This window comes from Staphylococcus sp. HMSC063A07 (genome assembly GCF_001836955.1).
GTDB lineage: Bacteria > Bacillota > Bacilli > Staphylococcales > Staphylococcaceae > Staphylococcus > Staphylococcus lugdunensis.
This window is the reverse complement of sequence record NZ_KV830929.1, coordinates 269,678-295,807: the sequence shown is the minus strand read 5'-3', so window position 1 is coordinate 295,807 and position 26,130 is coordinate 269,678. Positions and strand designations below refer to the sequence as shown.

General features: G+C 34.3%; 24 protein-coding genes. 5 read left to right on the top strand and 19 right to left on the bottom strand.

The window, feature by feature from the left end; translation table 11 throughout:
* Positions 1–136 precede the first annotated feature (136 nt).
* Entirely contained in the window at positions 137–1,414 is a 1,278-nt protein-coding gene (locus HMPREF2597_RS09725; protein ID WP_002460267.1) for a cation:dicarboxylate symporter family transporter, read from the bottom strand.
* A 164-nt stretch (positions 1,415–1,578) separates the two neighbouring features.
* Positions 1,579–1,938, bottom strand: a complete 360-nt coding sequence (locus HMPREF2597_RS09720) for a DUF3139 domain-containing protein (protein WP_002460268.1) — start codon at positions 1,936–1,938, stop codon at positions 1,579–1,581.
* A 249-nt stretch (positions 1,939–2,187) separates the two neighbouring features.
* Here HMPREF2597_RS09720 and HMPREF2597_RS09715 point away from each other — a divergent pair, with 249 nt between their 5' ends.
* On the top strand, positions 2,188–2,616 hold the full coding sequence (locus HMPREF2597_RS09715) for a MarR family winged helix-turn-helix transcriptional regulator (protein ID WP_002478712.1): 429 nt from the start codon (positions 2,188–2,190) through the stop codon (positions 2,614–2,616).
* 223 nt (positions 2,617–2,839) lie between these two features.
* Here HMPREF2597_RS09715 and HMPREF2597_RS09710 read toward each other — a convergent pair whose 3' ends face one another.
* The 14 genes from HMPREF2597_RS09710 to HMPREF2597_RS09645 form a co-directional block, all read right to left on the bottom strand.
* On the bottom strand, positions 2,840–3,994 hold the full coding sequence (locus tag HMPREF2597_RS09710) for a nitrate/nitrite transporter (RefSeq protein ID WP_070817287.1): 1,155 nt from the start codon (positions 3,992–3,994) through the stop codon (positions 2,840–2,842).
* Positions 3,995–4,349: 355 nt separating this feature from the next.
* Positions 4,350–5,003 carry a nitrate respiration regulation response regulator NreC gene (nreC, locus tag HMPREF2597_RS09705; protein WP_002460273.1) on the bottom strand — a complete coding sequence of 218 codons (654 nt, stop codon included), beginning with the start codon at positions 5,001–5,003 and terminating at the stop codon, positions 4,350–4,352.
* Positions 5,004–5,023: 20 nt separating this feature from the next.
* Positions 5,024–6,058, bottom strand: coding sequence for a nitrate respiration regulation sensor histidine kinase NreB (gene nreB, locus HMPREF2597_RS09700; RefSeq protein ID WP_037553719.1), 1,035 nt, complete (start codon positions 6,056–6,058; stop codon positions 5,024–5,026).
* Between the two features lie 12 nt (positions 6,059–6,070).
* A complete protein-coding gene (gene nreA / locus HMPREF2597_RS09695) occupies positions 6,071–6,520 on the bottom strand; it encodes a nitrate respiration regulation accessory nitrate sensor NreA (RefSeq protein WP_002478710.1) in 450 nt (149 codons plus the stop codon).
* Positions 6,521–6,542: 22 nt separating this feature from the next.
* Positions 6,543–7,217 carry a respiratory nitrate reductase subunit gamma gene (narI, locus tag HMPREF2597_RS09690; protein ID WP_002478709.1) on the bottom strand — a complete coding sequence of 225 codons (675 nt, stop codon included), beginning with the start codon at positions 7,215–7,217 and terminating at the stop codon, positions 6,543–6,545.
* Entirely contained in the window at positions 7,210–7,785 is a 576-nt protein-coding gene (gene narJ, locus HMPREF2597_RS09685; RefSeq protein WP_002478708.1) for a nitrate reductase molybdenum cofactor assembly chaperone, read from the bottom strand. Before narJ ends, narI begins: the two co-directional genes overlap by 8 nt.
* Complete coding sequence (gene narH, locus HMPREF2597_RS09680; protein WP_002492798.1) at positions 7,778–9,331, bottom strand: nitrate reductase subunit beta; 1,554 nt, start codon at positions 9,329–9,331, stop codon at positions 7,778–7,780. Before narH ends, narJ begins: the two co-directional genes overlap by 8 nt.
* Positions 9,321–13,004: a nitrate reductase subunit alpha gene (locus HMPREF2597_RS09675; RefSeq protein WP_070817286.1), complete on the bottom strand. Its 3,684-nt coding sequence runs from the start codon at positions 13,002–13,004 to the stop codon at positions 9,321–9,323. The genes narH and HMPREF2597_RS09675 overlap by 11 nt, the downstream gene beginning before the upstream one ends.
* A 254-nt stretch (positions 13,005–13,258) precedes the next feature.
* Positions 13,259–14,191, bottom strand: a complete 933-nt coding sequence (cobA, locus tag HMPREF2597_RS09670; RefSeq protein WP_002478707.1) for a uroporphyrinogen-III C-methyltransferase — start codon at positions 14,189–14,191, stop codon at positions 13,259–13,261.
* Positions 14,182–14,496, bottom strand: coding sequence for a nitrite reductase small subunit NirD (gene nirD, locus HMPREF2597_RS09665; RefSeq protein WP_002460283.1), 315 nt, complete (start codon positions 14,494–14,496; stop codon positions 14,182–14,184). The genes cobA and nirD overlap by 10 nt, the downstream gene beginning before the upstream one ends.
* 3 nt (positions 14,497–14,499) lie before the next feature.
* Entirely contained in the window at positions 14,500–16,905 is a 2,406-nt protein-coding gene (gene nirB / locus HMPREF2597_RS09660; protein ID WP_002478706.1) for a nitrite reductase large subunit NirB, read from the bottom strand.
* A 231-nt stretch (positions 16,906–17,136) separates the two neighbouring features.
* A complete protein-coding gene (locus HMPREF2597_RS09655) occupies positions 17,137–17,856 on the bottom strand; it encodes a sirohydrochlorin chelatase (RefSeq protein ID WP_002478705.1) in 720 nt (239 codons plus the stop codon).
* A 185-nt stretch (positions 17,857–18,041) separates the two neighbouring features.
* Positions 18,042–18,860, bottom strand: coding sequence for a formate/nitrite transporter family protein (locus HMPREF2597_RS09650; protein ID WP_002460287.1), 819 nt, complete (start codon positions 18,858–18,860; stop codon positions 18,042–18,044).
* A gap of 312 nt (positions 18,861–19,172) precedes the next feature.
* Complete coding sequence (locus HMPREF2597_RS09645; RefSeq protein WP_002478704.1) at positions 19,173–20,177, bottom strand: YdcF family protein; 1,005 nt, start codon at positions 20,175–20,177, stop codon at positions 19,173–19,175.
* Positions 20,178–20,311: 134 nt separating this feature from the next.
* Here HMPREF2597_RS09645 and HMPREF2597_RS09640 point away from each other — a divergent pair, with 134 nt between their 5' ends.
* From HMPREF2597_RS09640 to HMPREF2597_RS09630, 3 genes are read left to right on the top strand one after another with little or no spacing between them, the layout of a single operon-like run.
* The gene (locus HMPREF2597_RS09640; RefSeq protein WP_002478703.1) at positions 20,312–21,001 is read left to right on the top strand and encodes a lantibiotic protection ABC transporter ATP-binding subunit; all 690 of its coding nucleotides are present in this window, start codon (positions 20,312–20,314) and stop codon (positions 20,999–21,001) included.
* Positions 21,002–21,007: 6 nt separating this feature from the next.
* The gene (locus HMPREF2597_RS09635; protein ID WP_225306522.1) at positions 21,008–21,766 is read left to right on the top strand and encodes a lantibiotic immunity ABC transporter MutE/EpiE family permease subunit; all 759 of its coding nucleotides are present in this window, start codon (positions 21,008–21,010) and stop codon (positions 21,764–21,766) included.
* Positions 21,763–22,455: a BsaG family lantibiotic immunity ABC transporter permease subunit gene (locus tag HMPREF2597_RS09630; protein WP_002478701.1), complete on the top strand. Its 693-nt coding sequence runs from the start codon at positions 21,763–21,765 to the stop codon at positions 22,453–22,455. The genes HMPREF2597_RS09635 and HMPREF2597_RS09630 overlap by 4 nt, the downstream gene beginning before the upstream one ends.
* 400 nt (positions 22,456–22,855) lie before the next feature.
* Here HMPREF2597_RS09630 and HMPREF2597_RS09620 read toward each other — a convergent pair whose 3' ends face one another.
* The 3 genes from HMPREF2597_RS09620 to HMPREF2597_RS09610 are packed head-to-tail and all read right to left on the bottom strand — an operon-like array spanning position 22,856 to position 24,378.
* Positions 22,856–23,335 (bottom strand): SRPBCC family protein, encoded by a 480-nt coding sequence (locus HMPREF2597_RS09620; protein WP_002478698.1) that lies wholly within the window; start codon positions 23,333–23,335, stop codon positions 22,856–22,858.
* A 53-nt stretch (positions 23,336–23,388) separates the two neighbouring features.
* Positions 23,389–23,997 (bottom strand): thioredoxin domain-containing protein, encoded by a 609-nt coding sequence (locus tag HMPREF2597_RS09615; RefSeq protein ID WP_002460296.1) that lies wholly within the window; start codon positions 23,995–23,997, stop codon positions 23,389–23,391.
* Between the two features lie 21 nt (positions 23,998–24,018).
* Entirely contained in the window at positions 24,019–24,378 is a 360-nt protein-coding gene (locus HMPREF2597_RS09610; protein ID WP_002478697.1) for a DUF4467 domain-containing protein, read from the bottom strand.
* 252 nt (positions 24,379–24,630) lie between these two features.
* Between HMPREF2597_RS09610 and HMPREF2597_RS09605 the strand changes: the two genes are divergently transcribed.
* Positions 24,631–25,878: an aminoacyltransferase gene (locus tag HMPREF2597_RS09605; protein ID WP_002478696.1), complete on the top strand. Its 1,248-nt coding sequence runs from the start codon at positions 24,631–24,633 to the stop codon at positions 25,876–25,878.
* Positions 25,879–26,130 lie beyond the last annotated feature (252 nt).

The following is a 26,130-nucleotide window of genomic DNA, read 5'->3' as shown; positions in this document are numbered from 1 at the left end:
TTTTTCTGAGATTTATGTCCCAGACCCTTTCTGACATTTATATCCCAGACCCCTTTGTTAAATTTTGATTATTTTTACTTGTTACCATAAAAAAACCGAGCTCAATGGCTCGGTATAAAAATGTCAGATTTATTTTTTAAATTGATTCTAAGTATTTTTGTCCTTTTTCTTTGTCGTAAACATTTTCCCATTTTGCAATAACTACTGTTGATAATGCATTACCACAAACATTGACACATGTACGTACCATATCAAGAATACGGTCAACACCAATGATTAGTGCTAGTCCTGCTGCCGGTATGTTCATCGCACCTAACGTTGTTAATAGTACAACGATGGACGTACCAGGAACAGCCGCCATACCTTTAGATGTTACCATTAATGTCACCATCAACATAATTTGTTGGGACAATGTAAGATGATGGCCATACATTTGCGCCACAAATAATGCGGCAATCGATTGATACAATGCTGAACCATCTAAGTTAAAGGTATATCCAATAGGTATAACAAAAGATACAATATCTTTTGGTGAACCAAATTCTTCCATTTTCTTCATCATACTAGGCAATACTGCCTCAGAACTAGATGTTGAAAAGGCTAATAAAAGTTCACTTTTCAGTATTTTAATAATAGATAAAATACTAACTCCGCACATTTTAGCTACAATACCTAAAACAACAAGTATAAAGAATACCATTGCAAATACTACTAATAATACTAATTTCAATAAAGGTAAAAGTGCTGATGCACCAAATGTAATAATTGTTGTACAAATAAAGGCAAATACACCTAATGGTGCTAATTTTAAGATTTTATTAATCATCCAGAATACAGCATCTAGTGTCCCACTTAAGAATGCCTTAACAGGTTCACCCTTTTCTCCGATTGCTGCCAATGCTAAACCAAAGAATACAGCAAAGAAGATAATCGGTAATAATTCACCTTTTGTTAAAGCTTCGAAAAAGTTAGTAGGTACAATATTTACAATTGTATCAATGAAATGATTACCATATGTAGAATGTTCAGCTGCTTGTGCTGTTGTTTGATATTTTGAGATATCGCCAGAAGGTAATTTAGAACGATCTAATCCTTGACCTGGTTTAAACAAGTTTGCAAGGATAATACCTAATGCAATTGCGATTGTTGTTATAATTTCAAAATAAAGAATTGTCTTCCAACCATATCGTCCAACTGTTTTAGACTCACCTACACCAGAAATGGATAAAGCAAGCGAACAGAACACCACTGGAATTACAATCATTTTTATGAGATTAAGAAATACATCTCCAAATGGTTTAATGTAATTCGCAACTTGGTCTTGTCCATAAAGTAAAAGTCCGACGATAACCCCTAATACTAATGCAATTAATACTTGCATTGGTAAACTTATTTTTCTCTTGAATAGAGCCATACTGCAACCCCCTCATCTGACATCGCTTCATTATATCATTTATAAATAAAATTGGATATAAATTTTTAAAATATTACAGCGATAATGTTTAAATATTCTGTTATTTAACCGTATTAACATATCAGATACGCGTATATTGTAGCGCATCTGATAGTTTTTTTAACTTATGGTTTATAGTTTTGGTCAAATGTATTATGTTTCGCACCCTTAATATTTTTCTTTGTTTCAGTATCGAAACCTTCTAAGAAAATACCTTTTCGTGTGCTAATTGGCTGAACAACATAAGTTAATTTTGGCTCATCTTTAAACACGATTTCTTTATAGTATACACCTTTTTTGGCACTATATTTTGTTTCCTCTTTTTTAATTAATCCTTTAAGATGCTTATCTTCTATGTAACTATCCACAAGCTGAATATTTTTATGACTTTGATACATTTTCATTCCAAAAAAGAAAGCAATTGCGACTACTAAAGAAATCACTAATATGATGATAATTCTGGTTATAACCTGCTTTTTGGTCATTGTAAATCTCCCTTTACTAAAATCTTTAACATGTCCGTTAAATTAAGGTACTATTCAAACTATTATGAATGAAACAGCACGATTTTTAAAGTATATCACTTCACTTGTAACAAATTTTTCTTAAAATATGTGAAATTGTTTACGAATATATTGTATATCAACTATAGATTTTATAATTATAAACTAATTGCATAAAACCTTGACATCCCTAACTATTCCTACTATTGTTATGGGATAAGGAGTGATTAAATGCAGCATAAAGAAAGCTATTTAGACAATCAGCTATGCTTTTTACTATATGTATCATCAAAGGAAATCATCAAAAAATACACCACGTATTTAAAAGAACATGACCTTACTTATACAGCTTACATCGTTATCATGGCTATAGAAGACAAAGAAAAACTGAATATTAAGACATTAGGTAATCGAATTTATCTTGATTCAGGTACACTTACGCCTTTATTAAAAAAACTCGAAAAAAAAGGTATTGTCACACGCATACGTGAAACAAATGATGAACGCAACTTGCAAATTTCACTAACTGAGCAAGGTGTAGCATTAAAACCTGAATTAGCTTCTATTTCAAAAAATGTATTTTGTGATGCAGGCGTTAGCAAAGAGGAAGCACAAAAGCTCATCAAAATTATGCATCAATTTGTTGTCGATAATTTTTAACAATGATGATTACAAGCGATTAAAGTGACTATTCATTAACTCATTATTAGATGATACTTCTTGGCTGCTCATTTCAATCACTTGATGCAACATTTTATTGTTATATACTAATGATTATACTTATAAAAAGCCCTTGTTCATTGCGCACGTTTAACATCGCAAAGAATAAGGGCTTCTAAAACGTTGAGCAAGCAACTAGTCATAGGCTTATACTAACTTGATTTTATACATATTCCTTTTTATATAAGTGAAACATTGTAGCAAAAGCCACGACCCCAAATAATGCAAGTAAAATAAATGCTAAATGACTTGTGCCAGTTAGAGACTTTGCCAACGAAATAATCAAAGGTGGGAAAAAGCCCCCGAGGCCTCCCATCATAGAAACGATGCCATTCGCTGTACCTGATTCTTTAGAAAAGTATGATGGTACAAGTTTGAATACAAGACCATTTCCAATTCCTGCACATACACTTATCATTAAACAACCAATGGTAAAGAGTGCGATATGATCTGATACCCCCAAAATAATTGCACCAATAATTAAAAATATAAAGTCCATCATTAATCCTTTTACGGCATTAAATTTATCACCTATCATACCTCCAATTGGACGTAAAAATGTAGCTAAAGCAATAAATACACCCGACCGAATACCCGCATCTACTTTATCTATAGTGAAATGATGCACTAAATAATTCGGTAAAAACAAACCAAATGCCACAAAAGCACCAAATGTGATAAAGTACCATAAACTTAAATAATATGTTCTATAATTACCAAATAAATCCTTCATTTGTGCGATTAAAGGAATTTTAACCTTCGGCTCTTTTCCATCTCCACATAAAAACATAATCAATGCAAAGACAGCTATAAATATAAGATAAAAGCGTACAGTTGTTTGCCAGCCAATAATCCCTGCAATAGGTGGTGCTAAAAAGAAAGATACTGCTGTACCAATATTACCTACACCATAAATACCATTTGCTAAACCAACTTTATCTTTAGAAAAATACTTCGGTATTGACGTTACACCCACAGAAAAGATGGCACCACCAACACCTAGAAAGAAACCAGATGTCATAAGCATGCCAGGTGTTTGTGCAAGACTCAAGAAGTAAATTGGAAATAATAGCACAATAAAACTACTGAAAAACACCCATTTTGCGCCAACCACATTGGTTAAATAACCAAATGGAACACGCAATATTGAGCCTAAAATTACTGGAATTGCTACAATAATTGATATTTGCACATCACTTACTTTAATATCTTGCGACATGAATGGCATTAATGGAGATATAATACTCCACGCCATAAATCCAACAACTAGACTCAATGTTTGTAAACCAAGTTGAAAGGCACCTTTTGTCCTAAACATTTTTTCACCTTCATTATTTATGTAATTAGTGTTAGTACATGCATGAGGATAGCAATCAACTATATGACATCACACACCCTACTTGAGACATATTTCTATAACACATACCAACTATAATTAAAGTTTATAATCCTTGTGAAAAATTGAACATAAGGATAATCCCTGATGTTTATAGGCAATTTCCCTATTTGTTATCGGTCGCTATTTATGTCATTTTAGTTCTGATATAAAAAATGCACAAAGACAATTTTTAATTTCAAATCATCTTTGTGCTATTATTTTGAGATTGATGTCCAACCTGTGTATGTTATTTCACTTTTTATTTTCTTGTTATACACCATCAATTTAAATAAGATCAAAAATCTAATAACTTTTTCTTGAGTGCATATTCTACAAGTTCTGGCTTAGATTTTAAGCCTAATTTTGACATAATATGCGTCTTATGTGCTTCTACCGTTTTAACGGAAACAAAGAGCTTTTCTGCAATTTCTTTATTGCCATAACCTTTAGCAATTAATGGTAAGATTTCCAATTCTCGTTTCGATAATATTTTAAAAGGATCATTTGTAGTGCCAGTATCATATTGTGGCTGATTGACAAACTCATTAACGAGAGATGTTGTCAGCTTCATATCCACATACATCTCACCTTGATAAACAGTCCTTACTGCTAAGATTAGCTGTTCATCTGGTGCATTTTTTAGTATATAACCTTTAGCACCATTTCTTAGAACATGGAATAAATATTCTTCGTCATCATACATCGTTAATATTAAGATTTTTGTTTCTGGAAAACTGTCTGCAATTTTACTTGTAGCAATTAAGCCTGATTCGCCAGGAGGCATACTTAAATCCATAATTAACACGTCAGGCTTATGCTCCATAACCTTTTGATATGCCTCTACGCCATCAGCAGCAGTATCTACAACTTCCATATCGTCTTGAAAATTCAGAATCATTGAAAACCCTGTGCGCACTACTGCATGGTCGTCTGCTATAACTATTTTCAATTGAATTCCCCTAACCTACATTAAATTGGTATTTCTAATGTAATAATTGTTCCTTTGCCAATTTGAGTATCAATATTTACATTACCATTGACTAACTCTGCACGTTCATTCATGCCATATAAACCTAGACCTGTTCCTTTAGGCTGTGACTGAGGATTAAAACCCACACCTTGATCAATCACTTCTGCAATGATGTGATTACCTGTATCTTGGATACTCACATCAATGTGATTCACGCTAGCGTATTTCAAGGCATTTAAAATACTTTCTTGCACAACTCGATACACAACGGTTTCAATGTCGCTATCATAGCGCTTACCCTGAATATTCGCCTGATAACTAATGGCTAATCCATAGGTTTGTTCAAAGTGTTTAAAATAAGATTTAAAAGCTGCTTCTAAGCCTAAATCATCTAAGGATGATGGCCGTAATTCGACAGAAATATTTCTAATATCGTCGATTAAATTGGCCATCAAGCTTTCAACTTGTTGGGCTTTATCGGTAATTAATACTTTATCTTGTTGATATTTTAATAATCTCAATTCAATATTAATATTTAATAATTCTTGTACAACACTGTCATGTAATTCTCGAGAAATACGTTTACGTTCGTTCTCTTGAGCGGCAATTACTTTTCGAATCATTTGACGTTGATACATTTTTTCTTGACGCTCAATTTGTGGAGAGATATTTTGCAAAGTAAACGCATAAATACCTTTTACGTCATCGATACATTGATATGTCGCAGTAAAAGGTTGTACCTGTTGATCTACAGTTTTCATAAACACTTGGAAGTTTGCATCTGTTGGTTGAGTCGTATCCATAAAACAATTCATACAGCTTTTTAATGCAAATTCGTTGGAATAGCCCTCACACTGACGACAAATTGCATTGGTCATGGTACTGTAATTGTTGTCTTCTGAAATAATTTCCTTTGCTGCATCATTCATTGCGATAACTTTACCGTATTTGTCTACAAAGACAATCTTTTCCTGCGTTGTTTTATAATATTGTTGTAATAACTGCTCTAATTGTTCTTCATTAATATTGAGCACTCCTATCACCTATCATCCTTCTGAAAATACGCTTAGTTTACCTTGAATATTAACCTTATCAAAATTGTCTGGCAATGGCTTATTTTGACGTTGACCAAGCAATAATACGCCCCATAACTCATTTTCAAACCATAGTGGAATCGCAATCAAACTCGTTAAATTTTCACTTAGTAAAATGGGGTACTTTAAGCGCTCTTCAAAGCCAATCTCTTGATCAACCTGCTCAATGATCATTCTTTTACCTGTTTTCATTACCATACCAGCGAGGCCACGCCCTTTTTTTAAAACAATTAGCTTATATCTATCGTTGGTATTGCCAGAAACAAATTGCCATTTAATTGGTGCGCCTGAGCGAAAGCGTTCTGGTGTCGCTATCGCAGCAAAATCATAGCCTTCACATTGTCTTAAAGTTTCTAAATCTGCTTGCAAACTGTTCGTTTCAATATAAGATCGAGGAGACAATATATTAACCCTTTCTTTAATGTTATTTATGTTTACGATAAATGATATACCGACGATTCACATATGATAATGGTACGCTCCATACATGGACTAACCTTGTAAATGGCCAACATGCCAGAATTGTAAATCCTAATAAGATATGACACTTAAATGATAGTGGGACATGATTCATCAACATGGCATCCGGTGAGAATGTAAATAGATGTCTAAACCAAATTGATATCGTTTGGCGATAATCAAAATCTGGCGTAACCGCATTTGTAACTAACGTCGAATAACATCCCATAAAGATAATAATGAGTAATAAGAGATTAACAAATATATCTGATGCTGAACTTAAGCGTCTAACATTCTTAAGTGTTAAGCGTCTACTTGTTAACAACAACATGCCAATCAACGTCATTATACCAAAGATACTACCAATATACACAGCGCCAAAGTGATACAAATGATTGCTAACACCTAAAAACTCTATCCAGTGTGCTGGAATGGCTAAACCAACAACATGCCCCAAAAACACAGGAATGATACCTAAATGAAATAATAAACTTCCCCATTTCAATTGTTTCTTCTCAATTAATTCGCTTGATTTAGCTGTCCATGAAAATTGATCATATTTATACCGCGCGATATGACCAATTACAAAAATAGCAACACAAAGATAGGGATAAATCACCCATAAAAATTGATTAAGCATGTGTTGTCACCCCTTTTGGTGCTTCAAGACATTCTTTTAATGTCTGACGCAAAGCACGGACCACATAGGCATACGGATTGTGATCCTCAGCCAACAAGTTTGCCATCGTATACGTGCCATCTTCAATAATCATAATGACTAACTGAATATTATCTTCCGCACGTGGATCATCATGCCATTGTGCCACATGTAAAAACTGCAACATTAGCGGTAAATAATCAGACAGTTCATTATCAACCATTTTCAAGCCAAACATCTCATATAAGACCTTTAATTTAGCCAACATCTGCCCGCGTTCTTTTTGTGTATCAAATTTATTATATGTCATATATAATGGTGCCTTCTTACTAAAATCAAAGGTATCCGTGTATATTGCCTTAATTTCTGATAAAGTGTACTGTTCCATCATTGTGCGATAAGCAACAAGGTCGGCATATGCGGGATGTGAAGGCGCTATGGTCTCTTGAAAGATATTTTGATTGAAAGTGATTTTTTCTGGAAAATTCAGTTGCTGTGCAATATAGCCAAAACTATCTTGATATTGTCTAAAATTTGCAAGATTAATCACGGAAAATACCTCCATAGAAATGATCATTATAAACTTCTTGTCCTGTCTTTCCAGAACCTACTGCTACGCCACAACCTTCACAATTTTCTCCAAAATATTCTCCACCATACCCTTGGCTACCTTGTGCACGATACGTATCTAAGTAAGTTTCTTTGTGTGATGTAGGCACTACAAATCGCTCTTCATATTTAGCTATACCTAACAAGCGATACATATCTTTTAACTGCTGCTCAGATAAGCCTAATCTTTCTAATTTATGCATCGCAAATGGTTGATTCGTTACTTGAGCACGCATATAACTTCGCATCATTGCCATGCGTTGCAAAGCTTCTTTCACTGGTTTCGTATCTCCAGCTGTAAACAAGTTTGCTAAATACTCAACAGGTAAACGCATTTCATCAATTGCTGGGAAGATCATATCTGGATCTTGCTTAGCACCTTTACCTTCAAAATAACTCATGATTGGACTAAGCGGCGGACAATACCATACCATAGGCATCGTTCTATATTCGGGATGTAGCGGAAAGGCCAACTTATACTCTATAGCCAACTTATATACCGGAGAATGTTGAGCTGCTTCGATCCACTCATGGTTAATGCCGTCCTTTTCAGCCTGTGCAATCACATCTTCATCAAATGGATTTAGAAAAATATCAAGTTGCTTTTCGTACAACGCTTGTTCATTTTCAGCAGATGCCGCTTCATGCACACGATCTGCATCATATAAAAGCACACCTAAATAACGCATACGACCCGTACATGTTTCAGAACAAACTGTAGGAAGCCCGGCTTCAATTCTTGGAAAGCAGAATGTACATTTTTCTGCTTTATTTGTCTTCCAGTTAAAATAAACTTTTTTATACGGACAGCCAGTCATGCAATAACGCCAACCACGGCAGGCTTCTTGGTCAACAAGTACAATACCATCTTCATCCCGTTTGTACATTGCACCAGATGGGCATGATGCCACACAACTTGGATTTAAACAATGTTCACACAAACGTGGCAAATACATCATAAATGTTTCATCAAATTGAAACTTGATATCTTCTTCAATTCGTTGAATATTAGGATCTTCTGGTCCAGTAACATGTGCACCTGCAAGATCATCTTCCCAGTTAGGACCCCATTGTAAATCCAACTTATCACCTGAAATAACTGAATGTGCTTTTGCTACAGGAGAATGTTGCCCTTGTTTAGCTGTTGTCAAATGTTCATAATTGTAAAACCATGGTTCATAGTAATCTTTAATTACTGGCATATCAGGATTATAGAAGATTTTTCCTAAAGCAATTTTTGACCAGCGACTCCCTGATTTAAGTTGAAGTTTGCCTTTATTGTTGCGCACCCAACCGCCTTTATATTGCTCTTGGTCTTCCCAACGTTTTGGATATCCAACACCTGGCTTTGTTTCTACATTATTAAACCACACATACTCCGCACCCGGTCTATTCGTCCATGTATTTTTACATGTCACACTGCACGTATGACAACCAATACATTTGTCTAAGTTCAATACCATTGCAATTTGTGCTTTAATCTTCAAGCCAATTGACCTCCTTCATTTTTCTCACGGCCACATAGATATCTCTTTGATTGCCAATCGGTCCATAGTAGTTAAAGTGATAGCTTATTTGTGCATATCCACCAACCAGCTGTGTCGGTTTTAAATGAATACGAGTTGGTGCATTATGAGAACCTCCTCGCGTATCTGTGATTTCTGAGCCAGGTGTTTCAATATGCTTATCCTGTGCGTGATACATAAACATTGTTCCTCTAGGCATTCGATGAGATGTGACGGCACGCGCAGTCACAACACCGTTTCTGTTATATACTTCGAGCCAATCATTATCACTAATGCCATGCGCCTCGGCATCTTCATTTGATAACCAAACAACAGGTCCACCTATAAATAATGTCAGCATGTGCTGATTGTCTTGATAAGTCGAGTGGATATTCCATTTACCATGTGGTGTTAAGTATCGTAATACTAGGGCATCTTGTCCGCCTTTTACTTGTTTATCTCGTGTGCCAAAGACCATCGGCGGTAATGTCGGTTTGTATACTGGTAAACTTTCACCAAATTGCTGAAATATTTCATGATCAATATAGTAGCTTTGTCTTCCTGTTAATGTTCTGAAAGGAACAAGTCGTTCGATATTTGTTGTAAACGGTGAATAGCGACGGCCATTTTTATTTGATCCAGGAAAAACGGCAGTTGGAATCACTTCTCTAGGTTGTGCAGTAATATTTAAAAATGATAGCTTTTCGGCTTCACGTGCGCTAGAAATATCTTTCAATGGCATACCGGTTTGTTGTTCTAAATCGGTATATGATTTTTGAGATAACTTACCATTCGTCGCAGATGAAACATTTAAAATCGCATCAGCCACTTTCCTTGCTGTATCGATACGTGGACGTTGATTTCTGATTGATGTTATGTCGTCATCATTCCAAGTTCCTATCATACTTTTTAGTTCCTCATATTGTTCACCCGCATGATAACTCACACCATGCGCACCTATTTTCCCGTTTTCCAACAAAGGTCCTAACGTAACAAATTTGTTATATATTTGAGTGTAATCCCGTTCAACTACAGTAAAATTAGGCATTGTGCGTCCGGGAACTGCTTCTATTTCTCCTTTAGACCAATCTTTGACTTGACCGAATGGTGTTGAAATCTCTTGCTTAGAATCATGACCTAATGGTGTAGTCACAACATCCTTATAAGTACCTGGCAAATAATCTTTTGCCATTTCTGAAACTGCTTTACTTAATGTCTTATAGATATCCCAATCTGAGCGCGATTCCCATAGTGGATCTATTGCTGGATTGAATGGATGTACGAAAGGATGCATATCCGTTGATGAGATATCATGCTTTTCATACCAAGTTGCAGCTGGCAACACAATATCTGAATAGAGTGGTGTAGCTGTCATTCTAAAATCTAATGATACTAATAAATCAAGTTTGCCTATTGTATCGTCTCGCCAAGTAATTTCTTCAGGCTTATCATGCTCATTAGGTTCAGCCATCAAGCCAGATTTAGTACCTAATAAATGCTTCATAAAATATTCTTGCCCTTTTGCAGAGCTTGAAATTAAATTTGAACGCCAAACAAATAATGTTTTAGGATGATTCTTCTTCAAATCAGGATCTTCAATTGCAAACTGTGTTTCTTTATTTTTCACGGCATCAACTGCACGTTTAATAATTGCTTCGTTTGACGCATCGCCAGCTTCTTTCGCCTCTTCTCCAAAGAGTAAGCTGTTTTTATTAAACTGTGGATAAGATGGTAACCAGCCTAAGCGAGCAGCAGTCACATTGTAATCAGCAGGATGCTGGTGCTTAACATGTTGTGCAAGAGGTGAAGTTAAACTAGCTACATTGGATTCTTCATATTTCCATTGATCAGTCGCAAAATAAAACCAACTTGTACCATTTTGTAAGCGTGGTGGTGCTTGCCAATCTTTGGCAAAGGCAACCGTATTCCATCCTTCAATAGGACGACATTTTTCTTGTCCAACATAATGTGCCCAGCCTCCACCATTTACACCTTGACAGCCACATAACATGACCAAATTTAGAATTGAGCGATAAATGGTGTCAGAATTAAACCAATGATTAATACCTGCACCCATAATAATCATCGAGCGACCACCAGTTTCTATCGCATTTTGCGCAAACTCTCGTGCAATTTGAGTCACAGTCGATGCTTTAACACCAGTAATTGATTCCTGCCAAGCTGGTGTATACTTGGATTGCTGGTCATCATAGGATGTTGCCTCCATGGCATGATTGAAACGCTGTATACCATACTGACTGGCCATCAAATCATAAACTGTCGTCACTTGAACGTTTTGACCATTGGCTAACTGTAACGTGTATGTTGGAATTGGTCGCTTAAAGATTCCATCACCATCGCTATCAAAATATGGAAATTGAATGGTTTTGATGTCATATTCAGTATTCGCCATCGTCAGTGTTGGATTGATTGTTTGACCATCATCAGTTTCCAATTTAAGATTCCATTGTTTACCTTCTTCCCAACGTTGTCCCATCGTGCCATTAGGTACCACAAACTGTTGGCTCTCTAAATCATAAATCATTGGCTTCCATTCATTATTGTCACTGTCAATACCTAAGTCACTTGCACGTAAAAATCGCCCTGCTTTATAGCCTTGCTTATCTTGGTCTAACATAATAACAAACGGCATATCCGTATACTGTTTGGCATAATTAATAAACATTTCATTCGGCTCATTTTGGTAAAATTCTTGTAAAATCACGTGTGTCATCGCCTGAGCAATTGCAGCATCAGTACCTGGATGCGGTGCCAGCCAGTTGTCGGCAAACTTTACGTTTTCAGCATAATCCGGAGCGACCGAAATAACTTTAGTTCCTTTATAACGTACTTCGGTCATAAAATGCGCGTCCGGTGTACGTGTAAGAGGTACGTTTGATCCCCACATAATAATGTAAGCTGCATTGAACCAATCACTTGATTCTGGTACATCTGTTTGTTCACCCCATATTTGTGGTGATGCAGGTGGTAGGTCAGCATACCAATCATAAAAACTCAACATTTCTCCACCTAATAAACTAATAAATCTAGCTCCAGCAGCATAACTAATCATCGACATAGCTGGAATAGGTGTAAATCCAGCAATTCGGTCTGGTCCGTCTTTTTTTATCGTATATAAAAGCTGCGCCGCAATGATATCTGTGACATCTTTCCAACTAGCTCTGACGTGTCCACCCATACCTCTTGCTGATTTATATTGCTTAGCTTTTTCTTCATCTTCAACTATTGAGGCCCATGCTGCAATGCGATTACCGTTGTTTTCTTCAAGTGCTGTAGTCCATAAATCCAATAGTTTACCTCTAATATAAGGATATTTAACACGCAACGGACTATACTCATACCAAGAAAATGATGCACCACGAGGACAACCTCTTGGTTCAAATTCAGGCATATCCGGACCACAACTTGGATAGTCAGTTTGTTGATTTTCCCAAGTAATCACGCCATTCTTCACAAAAACTTTCCAGGAACATGATCCTGTACAATTGACCCCATGCGTAGTACGAACGACTTTGTCATGGCTCCAACGTTCACGATACATTTTCTCCCATTCTCTGCTTTTACTTTCTAAAATGGACCAATTACCGTTAAATTTTTCAGTTGGCTTAAAAAAGTTCAATCCAAATTTCCCCATCTATATGTCCTCCCGTAAAAGGTTTAACACGAGTGCTACATTCAACATTCATATCATTGTCTTAGTTACATTGTATATTTTTTCACAAAGTTCTAATATTAGGGAATTGCCTAATTGCCTTAGTTGAAACCCTAAATTTTCAAAAATAAAAAGAAGCGAGACAGAATTCATAATGACTTCTGTCCCGCCCCGGCGAGTTTAACTGCCAATATATAGTTTATAGCCTAAAACATAGTGATGTCCCAGACTCACACTTACTCCATATAGATATAATCACACTGATGTTGTGCGATGATATGTTGAAATAAATCGTGCTGACTTTGATGTGCTGTCTTACTTGGTTGTATCAGACATGGTGTTCCTATATCTGCTAAATGTTCAGCTTGTATTAGCGCCTGTTCTTTTTCACCTACGAGTATCTTTAATATGCTATCTCTGCTGTTAGCCTTAGGTATTTGTGACATATGTTCTACGATAGGACCAACCAAACAAATGCCAGGTTGTCCTTCTAAATTTATCTTAGTTAATTGCGCTTCGATGGTTGATAAACGCCCTATTACGGTTGTTTCGTTATACCAAGAAGCATTAAAAATCACTGCAATTGGATAATCTTCAGTTGATACCGCAGTAATTTGTTGAATAATATGCCCTAAACGCTTAACTCCCATATAAATGGCAAGTGTACCACCATTGTGTAAATTTCTAATATCTGTTTCATTGCTGACATCATCTTTGAAATGCCCTGTTGAAAAAGTGACACTTGGTGCAACTTGACGCATCGTTAGTCCGACATTCATAGTTGCTGCTGCAGCACTCGCAGACGTAATGCCTGGGACAATTTCTACTTCTATCGCTTGTTGTTTTAATGCCTCAAGCTCTTCATAAACACGACCAAATATCGCAGGATCACCACCTTTTAATCTAACAACATGTTTATATTGATGTGCCGCAGCAATCATTTTATGATTAATCTGTACTTGTTGAATGTGTTTATGGTATGGCTTTTTACCGACATTAACGAAGACTGCTTTCTCTGACGCATACTGTAAAATAAGTGGATTGACTAAACGGTCATACAATATAATATCCGCTTCTCTAATTAAACGTTCGGCTTGTTTCGTTAATAAATTAGGATTTCCTGGACCAGCGCCTACAAGATATACCTTGCCACCATTGGCTATAGACATACGTAGACATCTCCGTCAATGACTTCTACTGGATATACGGTTACACAACCTTCATCAGGTTCTTGAACTTCACCAGATGCTAAATCAATTTTTTGATCATGCAGGGGACAGTATACATATTCACCACTGACCGTTCCTTCTGACAAAGGACCTTGTTTGTGCGGACAAACATTATGAATAGCATGAATATGACCACTTTCAGTTAGAAATATACCTATTTCATTACCATCAACAATGACCTTTTTCCCTATTAAAGGTGTTAAATCATCGATTGTTAATACTTTTACTTTTTCTCCTGTTCTCATCGTTTACACCTTCTCAACTTCAAAGATTTTTTGTGCATGTTTATTGTGAACAATTGCTTGCCAAGGTTCTTCTGAAACTGCTTGTTTCGCATCCATGATACGTGTATATAATGCATCTTGTCTTTCAGGATCCAACAACACTGCTTTAACATTATCGAAACCTAAACGCTCTAACCAAGGAGCTGTACGCTCTGCATACACACCTGTTTCACGGTAATATTGCATCAATGCACCGCAAAGTTTAATCACTTCATCTTCTGTAGCTACAGTCGTTAAGAATTGACCTTTGGTTACTTCTGTACCACCGTTACCACCAATATAAATCTGGAAGCCATTTTCAACAGAAATAACACCAAAGTCTTTAACCCCTGATTCTACACAACTTCTTGGACAACCTGACACACCCATTTTAAATTTATGTGGTGTGTCGATATATTCAAATGTTTTTTCTAAACGAATTCCTAAACGCGTCGTATATTGTGTCCCAAATCGACAAAACTCTTTACCAACACAGCTTTTAACAGAACGAGTTTTCTTTCCATAGGCAGATGCAGAACGCATGCCTAAATCTTGCCATACTTGTGGTAATTGTTCTTTTTTCAATCCATATAATCCGATACGTTGTGAACCAGTAACTTTAACTAGCGGTACATCATATTTTTTGGCTACTTGTCCAAGACGTATCAATTGATCTGCATCTGTGACGCCTCCACGCATTTGAGGTATGACTGAAAACGTACCATCATTTTGAATATTGGCATGATAGCGTTCATTAGCAAAACGTGACTCACGTTCATCTGCATGTTCATGAGGATAGACCATATTTAAATAATAATTAATAGCTGGTCGACATTTAGGACAACCATTTTTATCTTTAAAGTTCAAGACATGTCTCACTTCTTTAGATGTCTTTAAGCCTTTAGCTCTAATTTGTGTGACGATTTGATCTCTAGTCAGTTCTGTACAGGCACAGATTCCTGTTGGCTTAGCAGCGTAAAAGCCATCACCAAGCGTATACTCTAGAATTTGGCTGATTTGCCCTTTGCATTTTCCGCATGAATTACCCGCTTTAGTCATTTTAGTCACTTCTGCCACAGACGTTAAACCTTTAGATTTAATTGCATTTACAATGGTGCCTTTATCTACACCATTACAACCACATATCGTTTCGTCATCGCTCATATCAGCAATTGATAAACCAGCATCGGCACCTTTTTTCTGTAATAGTGCCATTAACGTATAATCTTCAAGTGATTCATGCTTTTTCATCATGCTATAAAACCTAGAGCCATCGTCCGTATCACCGTATAGTACAGCTCCCACAACCGCTTGATCTTTTAAAAATACTTTTTTATAAACGTTATCTACGCTATTAAATGCTTCTATACCGTGTACGTCTTCATCTTCAACAATTTGTCCAGCACTGTATAAATCGCACCCAGATACTTTTAAGGATGTGAATGTTGTTGAGCCATGATAGCCCTCTGTTTTTCTACCAGTTAAATAATCGGCTAACACTTTGCCTTGTTCATATAAAGGAGCAACAAGTCCATATACGTGTCCTTGATGCTCAGCACACTCTCCAACAGCATAAATATGTGCATCACTCGTTTGTAAATAATCATTAACGACAATACCTCTGTTGACCTCTAGTCCAGCATCACGGGCAACTTGCACATAAGGTCTGATACCCACTGCCATCACAATAAGGTCTGTTTCTATCACACGACCATCTGCTAATTTAATAGCTTCAACATCATCTTGACCAATAATTTCTTGTGAGTTCGCTTGTAACTCAATCTTCATACCTTGTTGTTCCAAATCCGCTTTGAGTAATGCGCCCGCCTTTGCATCTAATTGCATTTCCATCAACCAATCTGCTAGATGTAAGACAGTAACTTCCATGCCTTGATCTAATAATCCACGCGCACATTCTAATCCAAGAAGACCGCCTCCAATAACGACGGCACGTTTTTTCGTTTGTGCAATTGTCATCATTTGTTCAGTATCTTTAATCGTTCTCCAACCGATTACACTTGGCAAATCAGCCCCTGGAATAGGTAATACAAAAGCTGATGAGCCTGTGGCAAAGATACAAATATCATAAGAAACCGTTAGCCCTTTTGATGTTACAACATATTGTCCTTCGCGATTAACGTGCTCAACTGGGTCATCGATAATTAAGTTAATATCATGCGCTTTGTACCAATCAAATGGATTCATAATTGTGTCGTCAATCGTCATTTTATTTTGTAAAATATTGGATAGCATGATGCGATTATAGTTAGGATAAGGTTCTTTACCAATCACTGTAATGTCAAAGGTTGAATCGGAACGCTCTAGTATTTCTTCTATCGTGCGTATACCTGCCATACCATTACCTATCAACACTAATTTTTGCTTAGCCATAATGTCGCCCCTTTTAATCTTTTAAAGATTGCTGGAAATACCTATGCCCTTAAAGGTTCATTAACTTGATTAATGATATTCCAGCTATCACTTTTCAATTTTATTGTAGACCAATACAAGCCATTTTTGTGAATAAAATCACAAAATTAGGGAATTCCCTAACATAAAAAAACAACCAATAAAGTGCGAAACTTTACTGATTGTTACTGATATCATCTTTAATTATTTTCTTTAAAATGATAATTCCTCAAGACGTGCGCTAATAATATCTTTCAAAAGCGGATCGAAATTCAGAGATGGTGTAATAAGCAATTCTGATTGTATGTCCATTTGCGCGATTAGTTTTTTTACTTTATTCACTAAGCGTCCATCATATAAAAACATCGGCACGATAATTAACTTGGAAAAGCGCTTAGCTAACTTATCCAAATCATTTTTAAAGCTTATATCGCCATACAATGTTCTGGAGAATACAGAATAATCTGTAGCTAGCTGATGATTAAAGGTTTCTAATTCATCATGTGCTTGTGTATAAGAGCGACTACCATGTGCGATTAAAACAACTGCTACTTTACCTTTGTCATCTTTGTCGATATGAACTTGTTCAATGCGTTGTTGAATAATTTCCTGCATTAATGCATGCGTTCCTAAAGGCTGACTTAAGAGATAGTTAATATTTGGATGTTGCTCCTTTATTTGTGCTAATATTTCTGGAATATCCACTAAATAATGCATGGCAGAAAAGATGAGTAGTGGCACAATTTTAAATTCTGTTTCTCCTTGATTCAAATAATGCGTCATGATGCGTGAAATACTTTTTTCTTCACTTTCAATAAACGCCAAATCATATGGATAGCTTTCATGCTCTAACAATTGAGCCACAAAGCCTGTTAATGCCTCATTTTGATCTCCTTGACGCATGCCATGCGCGACTAAAATATTCGCTACCATCGTATCCCCCCGATACATGATTAATAATGTTGATTAAAATAATAAGATTTAATGTATCATAAGTCAATATTTTTCTAAAAAAGGAGCGTAACGTCCTACATAAAAGTCTGTTACACTCCAAAGATGTATTTAGAATTTCTAAAATATAATCTATATATTTCATTATAGCATCTACATCATTTTAATTATTTAACTAAACTATCTCGTGTACCATTCAGGTAAGCATATACGAAACCAATAAAGATACCGCCACCTATATAGTTACCAATAAATGCAAAAACAACATTTTTCAATACACCTAACCATGACAAAGCATCCAAATTAAAGAAAGCCATACCTGCATATAATCCTGTATTAAAGACAACGTGTTCATAACCCATAAAGACAAAGACAATCACGCCACACGCAATGAAGAATGCTTTGGCTAAACCTTCTTTAAACTTCATAGAGACAAAAATACCAATATTGATAAAGAAGTTACAAAAAATAGCTTTAACTAAAATATTGTACCATGTCGAATCAATCGTTTTCTTATGTACCAATGCCGTTAAACTTTGAATCATTTCAGGTGTCATAATATGCGCAAATTTCATCAAGAAAAATAAAAAAATCCCACCAATAATATTACCAATAAAACAAAAAGTAATCACTTTCATTATTTTAGACATAGAAATCACTTTATAATACCAGCCCACAGTCAAGTACATAAAATTACTCGTCAATAGTTCTGAATTAGTTAATACGATCAATACTAAGGCTAAGCTAAATGCGATTGCACCAAGCAAATTAACCAGCCCGTCATTAGTTCCGGCAAACTGTGTCTTAACAGCAAACATAAATACTGTTACAATCGCCAATAAAAAGCCAGCCATGATTGCTTTTACCATATATCTCCCTGGCGTCTTATCAAGCATGACTTCCTTCATTTGCACTTGACCAGCTGCACTTTCAATTTGTGCACGTGTCGCATGTGTGTCATCAAGTGTCTTTGCATTTTTTAACATCTAAACTTCCTCCTATGTATGTCATCATTTAATATAGACCTATTATATCCATAAAGACATAATAAAACTATAAAGCTTTAAAAAAATACACATAATATATGAAAATTTTAAAAATTAAAATGTAACATACTATAAATTTATCGCTTTTGAAATAATACATGTATTTTCTATGAAAAGCAGCTTATGTATCACACAAATTCTAAATAAATCGACATTCTATATTTGAAACTAAAACATATAAAAAACTTCCATTAAAGATTGAGCTCAACGCCCTCCCTAATGGAAGATACTTATATTACTATATTAAATCTTTTAAATATTTACCATTGTAAGAATATACCATGCGATACTAGCCAACATAATTACAAGATGAAACCACCAATCCATTTTAATAATGGCAATCACTTCTCTAATAAAAGCATTGGTGAAAAAATAGCTTTTCGTTTTACTGCCAACGCTGTAAAAATTTTTGAAATGCAATTTTTTCGCTAAAAACATCGCTCTTAGAATATGAAAATCATTTGTGCATATTAAAATATTAGGTTTATTTAATGGTAAATTTTCTATCATTTTCTTAGAAAAATATAAATTTTCATATGTCGTTTTCGATTGTTGTTCACAAATAATCTCATCCTCAACGATACCTTTATCTACTAGATATTCCTTCATAGCAACTGACTCAGGTCGCAGCTCATCATCACCCTGGCCACCACTCACTAAAAACAAATGCTGCTTATTATTTTGCTTTTGATAAATTTCTAAGCCTGCATTAATTCTACTAGCTAAAAGTGGTGTAACTTTATTATTTATTAAACCGGATCCTAGCACTAAAAAAATATCAATAGACTTATTGCTATTTAATGTTGAATAAAATATAGCTAAAAGCCAGCAGCTCAATATTAAGCCAAAAAAATACGTAAATATTAACGTAGTGAATAAATATGTTACAAATATATATTTTGACACATCATTGTTAACGATAAACGATACTGGAAATAAAGCAATCAAAATTACAATCCACATCGCTAACGATAAACTCAAAAAGTTTGTAAGACGACTGCCTTCATTTTTCAATAATTTTTTACTATCCCAAAATAAATAGAGAATAAAGGCGATAATCACGAGCATTGACAATAATAAATAACTACTTAAAACCATTAAGTTAAAATCAAATAATCTATTCAAATAATAAGATACTAAAATATACATTAAAACAATGATAATAGACGTACAGTAAATATTAAGTCGACTATTTGCTTTAAACAGTAAATATGCTATACCTAAAAGAATGAAAACAACCAATAATAATATATACATTTTTCCTCCTTTAATTAAATTCACTATAACACAACAATGTTTAAATGATTACTTATTTTGTTACTTACAAAAGTGTAAGTAGTAATATTTTTTTCTCGTGCTACGATGAAATTAATCACAGAGGAGGTATCTTAATGAACACTTACAAAATAGAAACCAAAAATTTATCCAAAAAGTTCAAAAACAATGTAGTCTTAAATGATATTAATTTAAAAGTTGCTCCAAACGAAGTCTATGGCTTATTAGGTATTAATGGCGCTGGAAAATCAACATTACTTAAAATCATTTGTGGTATATTATCCAGCTCACATGGCGAAATATTTTTAGATGGCGCACAGATGGTCAGAAATGATTTATCAAGTATTGGCTCGTTAATAGAGTCCCCGCCCACTTATAACCATCTAAATGCTTATGATAATCTAAAAATCGTAGCTTTAAATGAAAATATACCTTTTGACAATATTCCACAAGTATTAAAAAAGGTCAAACTGAAAGTAGATAAACAGAAAAAAGTTAAAGATTTTTCACTGGGAATGAAACAACGTTTAGGCATTGCAATGGCGCTAATAAAAAAACCAAAGTTATTAATACTCGATGAGCCATCAAATGGCCTTGACCCTTATGGTATACAAGATTTAAGAACATTATTGAAAGATTTAACTCAGCAAGGTACAAGCATCATCGTATCAAGTCATATACTTTCCGAAATACAAATATTAGCTGATCATATCGGTATTATTCACAACGGTAAATTAAAGTATCAAAAAGAAAATAATACTAATGAAAATCTAGAAAAAATATTTTTCGATATTACAAAGGAGTAAATTATGATGAAAAATTTAAAGACTGAATTACTTAAATTAAAAAGTTCCTCAGCTATGTATATGCTCATTTCATCGCCATTAATATTTTTAGCTTTTGCAATATTTACGGCGTTATTTGCTCAAGGTCAACCTGATAAGAATAAACTTTCTCCATATTTATCTTTGACGTTTAATTTATGGCCGTTTTTCGTGATACCTATACTTACATGTATCGTTGCTAACTCTCTCCTCAACATGGAAATAAAAAACAATCATTTTTCTTATTACAAAAGCAACAATTGGTCTATTAACAGCATGATTAAAAACAAAATCATTGTAACCATCATAGGCTTTATCATTCATGCTATTTTGATATTTATCGTTTCAATGATTGGTAACGCATTAACTTCTGGTGCTCCAATAAACCCATTACTAATATTCGTGACGATAACACTTATTTTAATTTCTAGTTTATCGTTGATACCTATAAACTTTATTTTAGTGAGAAATACAGGTATTTTTCTTGCGATATTTCTAAATCTTTTTTTATCAATATTAAGCATAATTACTATAACTATGACAAAAATATTTTGGATTCTCCCTTGGTCTTATATCGGTAGAATTCCATTAATCACTTTATCATTACATCCAAATGGTACTTTATTATCTAAGTCGAGCCCATTTTTTAATGATTTACATGCTTTATTAATCGTTTTAATCGTAAGTACCATTTATTTCGTTGCATTTTTCTTCTTAAATAATAATAAATCTTGGAGGATAAAATGATAAATGAATTTAAAATCATAAAATTAAAATTTATATCAGACATTTTAACCTATATACCACTCATGTTTACACTTTTTTATATTTTATGTATTGATTTCTATTTAGGTCCCTCATGGCATAAAACAGCTATTCAAATATATACTGGTTGCTTTAATGCAATTACGCCATTAATATTGTCCATCACAGTGTTTCAGACAATTAAATTTGAAGAGAGCATAGGACATTTCAACCATATTTTAAGTAAGACTAGCCGTTTATCATGGGCTCTAGCCACACTCATGTATATTTATATAAACTACGTCCTATCGTTAATCATTTCTACTTTAAATTTAATCATCATGAGTGAAAACTTAAATATTAGCTTATTTTACTTATTGACTAGTCTGCTATTTAATATTTTAATAACAGTCATCATATTTATGATCGGTCTCTTTATCAAAAGCGTGCTTGCAATTGTTGGAGGTATATTTAGTGTAATATTTAACATCTATTTTGGTGTGGAAGTTTTAGGCGACCAGTCATGGTATTACATGCCAATCACATATGCTACACGCTATATTCCTATGTATTTCCAAAATAGTGTACCTTATGTTTTAACGTTAATCCTATACGTTATGAGTTTAATCATTATTTGTGGCTTTTTAATGCTAACCATTAAGAAATGGTCAGGTAGAAAAATTAATGATTAATTTATAAGGTACATCGTATTGATTATGAGGCTCATATAAGCAATATTTATCAAAACTTACAGTATAAGGAAAAATGCTATTAACGAATTGAAATAGTTCATTCATTAATAGCATTTCCCAATATATTCTTATAATAATAGGTTAAGTTGTTCAACATACCTATTGACGTTTGAGTTTTGATAAAATTTTTAATCCTAAAGCAAAGTAGCCATAGCCAAGCGCTAGTCTTAAGAGATATTTTAATGAAGGACTTTTAATCCACTTAGAATTAAATATTAATGTCGGTACCAATGTACTATATGCATATAAGACTAAAACTTTTAAATATCTTGATTTCATTGTTATCAACCTCTTTTCAAGATTATTTTAACGTAATCGCATTAATTAAAGCGTGTCATTTTCATGACAATTCTTTTTTTAGTAGTCGTTCAAGCTGAGTTAAAGTCTTTCGCATACCAGTTTCAACACCCATGGATAACGCTTGTTCAGCAGCTGTCGCAGTTGGAAAAATAGTCGTAGACGTCACTTCTGTTTGTTGCTTATTCAATTGTTTGAATTCTAATACCACTTTCATCCCTGGTAATCGTGTATCTTTATCACCGTCTTTTGTAGCAAAGAAATCAAAGTAAACAATCTGATACGGTGCTTGAACCATATGGTATTCGGTTAATGTATAACTAGTCGCTTCTGGTGTTGTAATAGCATAAAATGCTTTTCCACCAGTCACTGCTTCAAAATGATAGACCTTAATTTTAGCACCTGGTGGATGAAACCATTGTTCAAATAGTGATTGTATTGTATAAGCCTTGAACACTTCAATGATAGGAGCATGAAATGTTATATGCGCAATGATTTGATTTAATTGGCGTTCAATGTGCATATGACCTATCCTCCTTTATATGTTAGTTGATCAATATGTTTTTTACGAAGTGCTTATTTATCAAGTTGTTGTTCCCAGCTTTTTATATCATATGGGTCTTTTACTTTTTTACCATTAATAAATACAGTTGGTGCTTTGGATATATGATGCTTCTTATATAATTGTTTATCTTTATCAGCCGCTTTCCATGACTGACTATTTTCTTGTTTATAATCTGCTTTGATTTTGTGCTTTTGTTGTTGACTAATATTAAGTTGATCTATTTGTTTGTCGATTAATTTTGGTGTAATCCATTCTTTGTCATCATTTTTCTCTTGTGCAGCGTATATTTTTTGTTGAAAATCTAAATATGCTTGTGGGGCAATAGCATTAACTGCATGGCCTGCACGCGCACCAATAATGGAATCTTTGCCTAAAAAAGCCATGTTGATGAATTGATAGTCTGCTTTACCTGTATCAATATATTTCTTTTTAATTGTTGGCATGACTTGTGTTTCTACTTTTTTACAATATGGGCACTTGTAATCGCCATACTCAACGATAAGGGGTTTATTATGTTTAGTAGCTTGTGGTGCACTTGGAGCGTCTTTCTTTTGTTGTGCACATGCACTTAAAATAACTAAAAAAGTCAATAATAGTATGATGGGTAATCGTTTTTTCATATGTGCTCCTTAACGTTTAGGTTAGTTCATATTTTCTTCTTTATAATCTGGATCGTGCTTTTGAATATATCCCTTTGCATCGAAATTTTCTTTAAAACTTATCGTTTTACCACTAAATTGATACGCATAATAGTGAATCTCATCATTATCACTAAGCGGTTTATATCCTAAAATGACATATTTGCCATGTTCAAAGACATAAATGTTAGCATCCTTTTTATCAAAATGCTTAACGACGTCGCCTTGATCATGTTTTGCTAAACGTTCTTGCTTATCATCTTGCATTTTAACCGCCTTATCTATCTTTTCGGTATATTTACCACTGCTGCAAGCTGTCAGCAGTAGAACGATTAATGTTAAGGCCATTGCTAACTTTTTCAAGTTATTCACTCCTAAGCTTTTAATTTATTTAATCTAGGATTCCCTATCATCCTTTAATACATGTCTAATCATACAACGATACGGGCAAACGTGCCAGTTGAAATAACAAGTTAATAAATGTTAAATAATATAATATTACTTTTATTCCATTTTCGAACTTATACAACTAAAGTATGATGGAATAATATGTGTATTTATAATGTAATTTTGTTACACTATACCTATTCAGTAAAATAGAGGAGTAGATTTAATATGAAGTTCATGACTATCACTGCAGAAGAATTCGATCAATTTACTAAAACACATTTTTCACATTATACCCAATCAAGTATGCATTACCTCACTCGCTCAGAAATGAAACATGATGTTCATTTGGTTGGCGTAAAAGATGACCAGAATGAAGTAATTGCTGCTTGTCTATTAACGGAAGCACCTGCCTTACGCTTCTTTAAATACTTTTACACCCATCGCGGTCCAGTCATGGATTACAGCAATATTGAATTAGTTCATTATTTCTTTAAATCTCTCACAAACTTTTTAAAACAACGCAATTGTCTTTATGTCCTTGTTGATCCATATATTTTAGAGAACTTACATAACGCAGATGGTGAGATTTTAAAATCTTACGACAATCGTGCAGTAATAAAAACATTAGAAGATTTAGGTTATAAACATCAAGGCTGGTCAGTTGGCTACGATATGATGAGTCAAATTCGTTGGCTTTCTGTACTGGATTTAAAAGACAAGAACGAAGATCAATTGATGAAAGAAATGGATTATCAAACGCGTCGCAATATTAAAAAAACCTATGAAATGGGTGTCAAAGTTAAAACATTGCCGATTGAAGACACGCATACGTTTTTCGAGTTATTCCAAATGGCTGAAGAAAAGCATGGTTTTTCATTTAGAGATGAACCTTACTTTATAGAAATGCAAAAAATATACCAAGATCATGCAATGCTAAAATTGGCTTATATCGATTTAAATGATTACTTGGCTACGTTAAAGGCAGATCGTGATAAATTGAAGCAACAGCTTTCAGACATAGAAACTGCTTTACAAGAGAGTCCAAACTCTAAGAAAAATAAAAATAAACATACACAAGTAACGCAACAAGTTGCAAGTAATCAACGCAAAATTAAAGAAACTGAAACTCAAATGGATAAAGAAGGTCATATCTTAAATTTAGCGGCTGCATTATATATCTATAACGACCATGAAATGTATTATTTATCCAGTGGTTCAAATCCAAAATACAATGCTTACATGGGTGCATATCGTTTACAATGGGAAATGATTAAATTTGCGAAAGAACACAATCTCGACCGTTACAATTTCTACGGTGTTACTGGAGACTTTAGTGAAGATGCTGAAGATGCTGGCGTACAAAAATTTAAAGAAGGCTTTAACGCTCAAGTATATGAATACATTGGAGATTTTATTAAACCAATTAAACCGGTATTTTATAAACTACAACAATTTATCGCACATAGAAAATAATTAATTGGGTCAGGTTACCTAAAAAATTAAGAAGCAGGACAGAATTCATATAAAAATATCCAGTAAATAACTTTTATAAATTCATTTACTGGCTTCTTTATTTACTCGTATTGTTGGCTCGCTTTCTTAGGGGACAACTTCACCTTGTCCTGTTCATTCAAGAGTCTCACCAAAATACGGCGCATTTATATGTAATTTTATATCAACATAATTAAAAACAGTCTGGGACATCATTATGTTTTAAGTTATGAA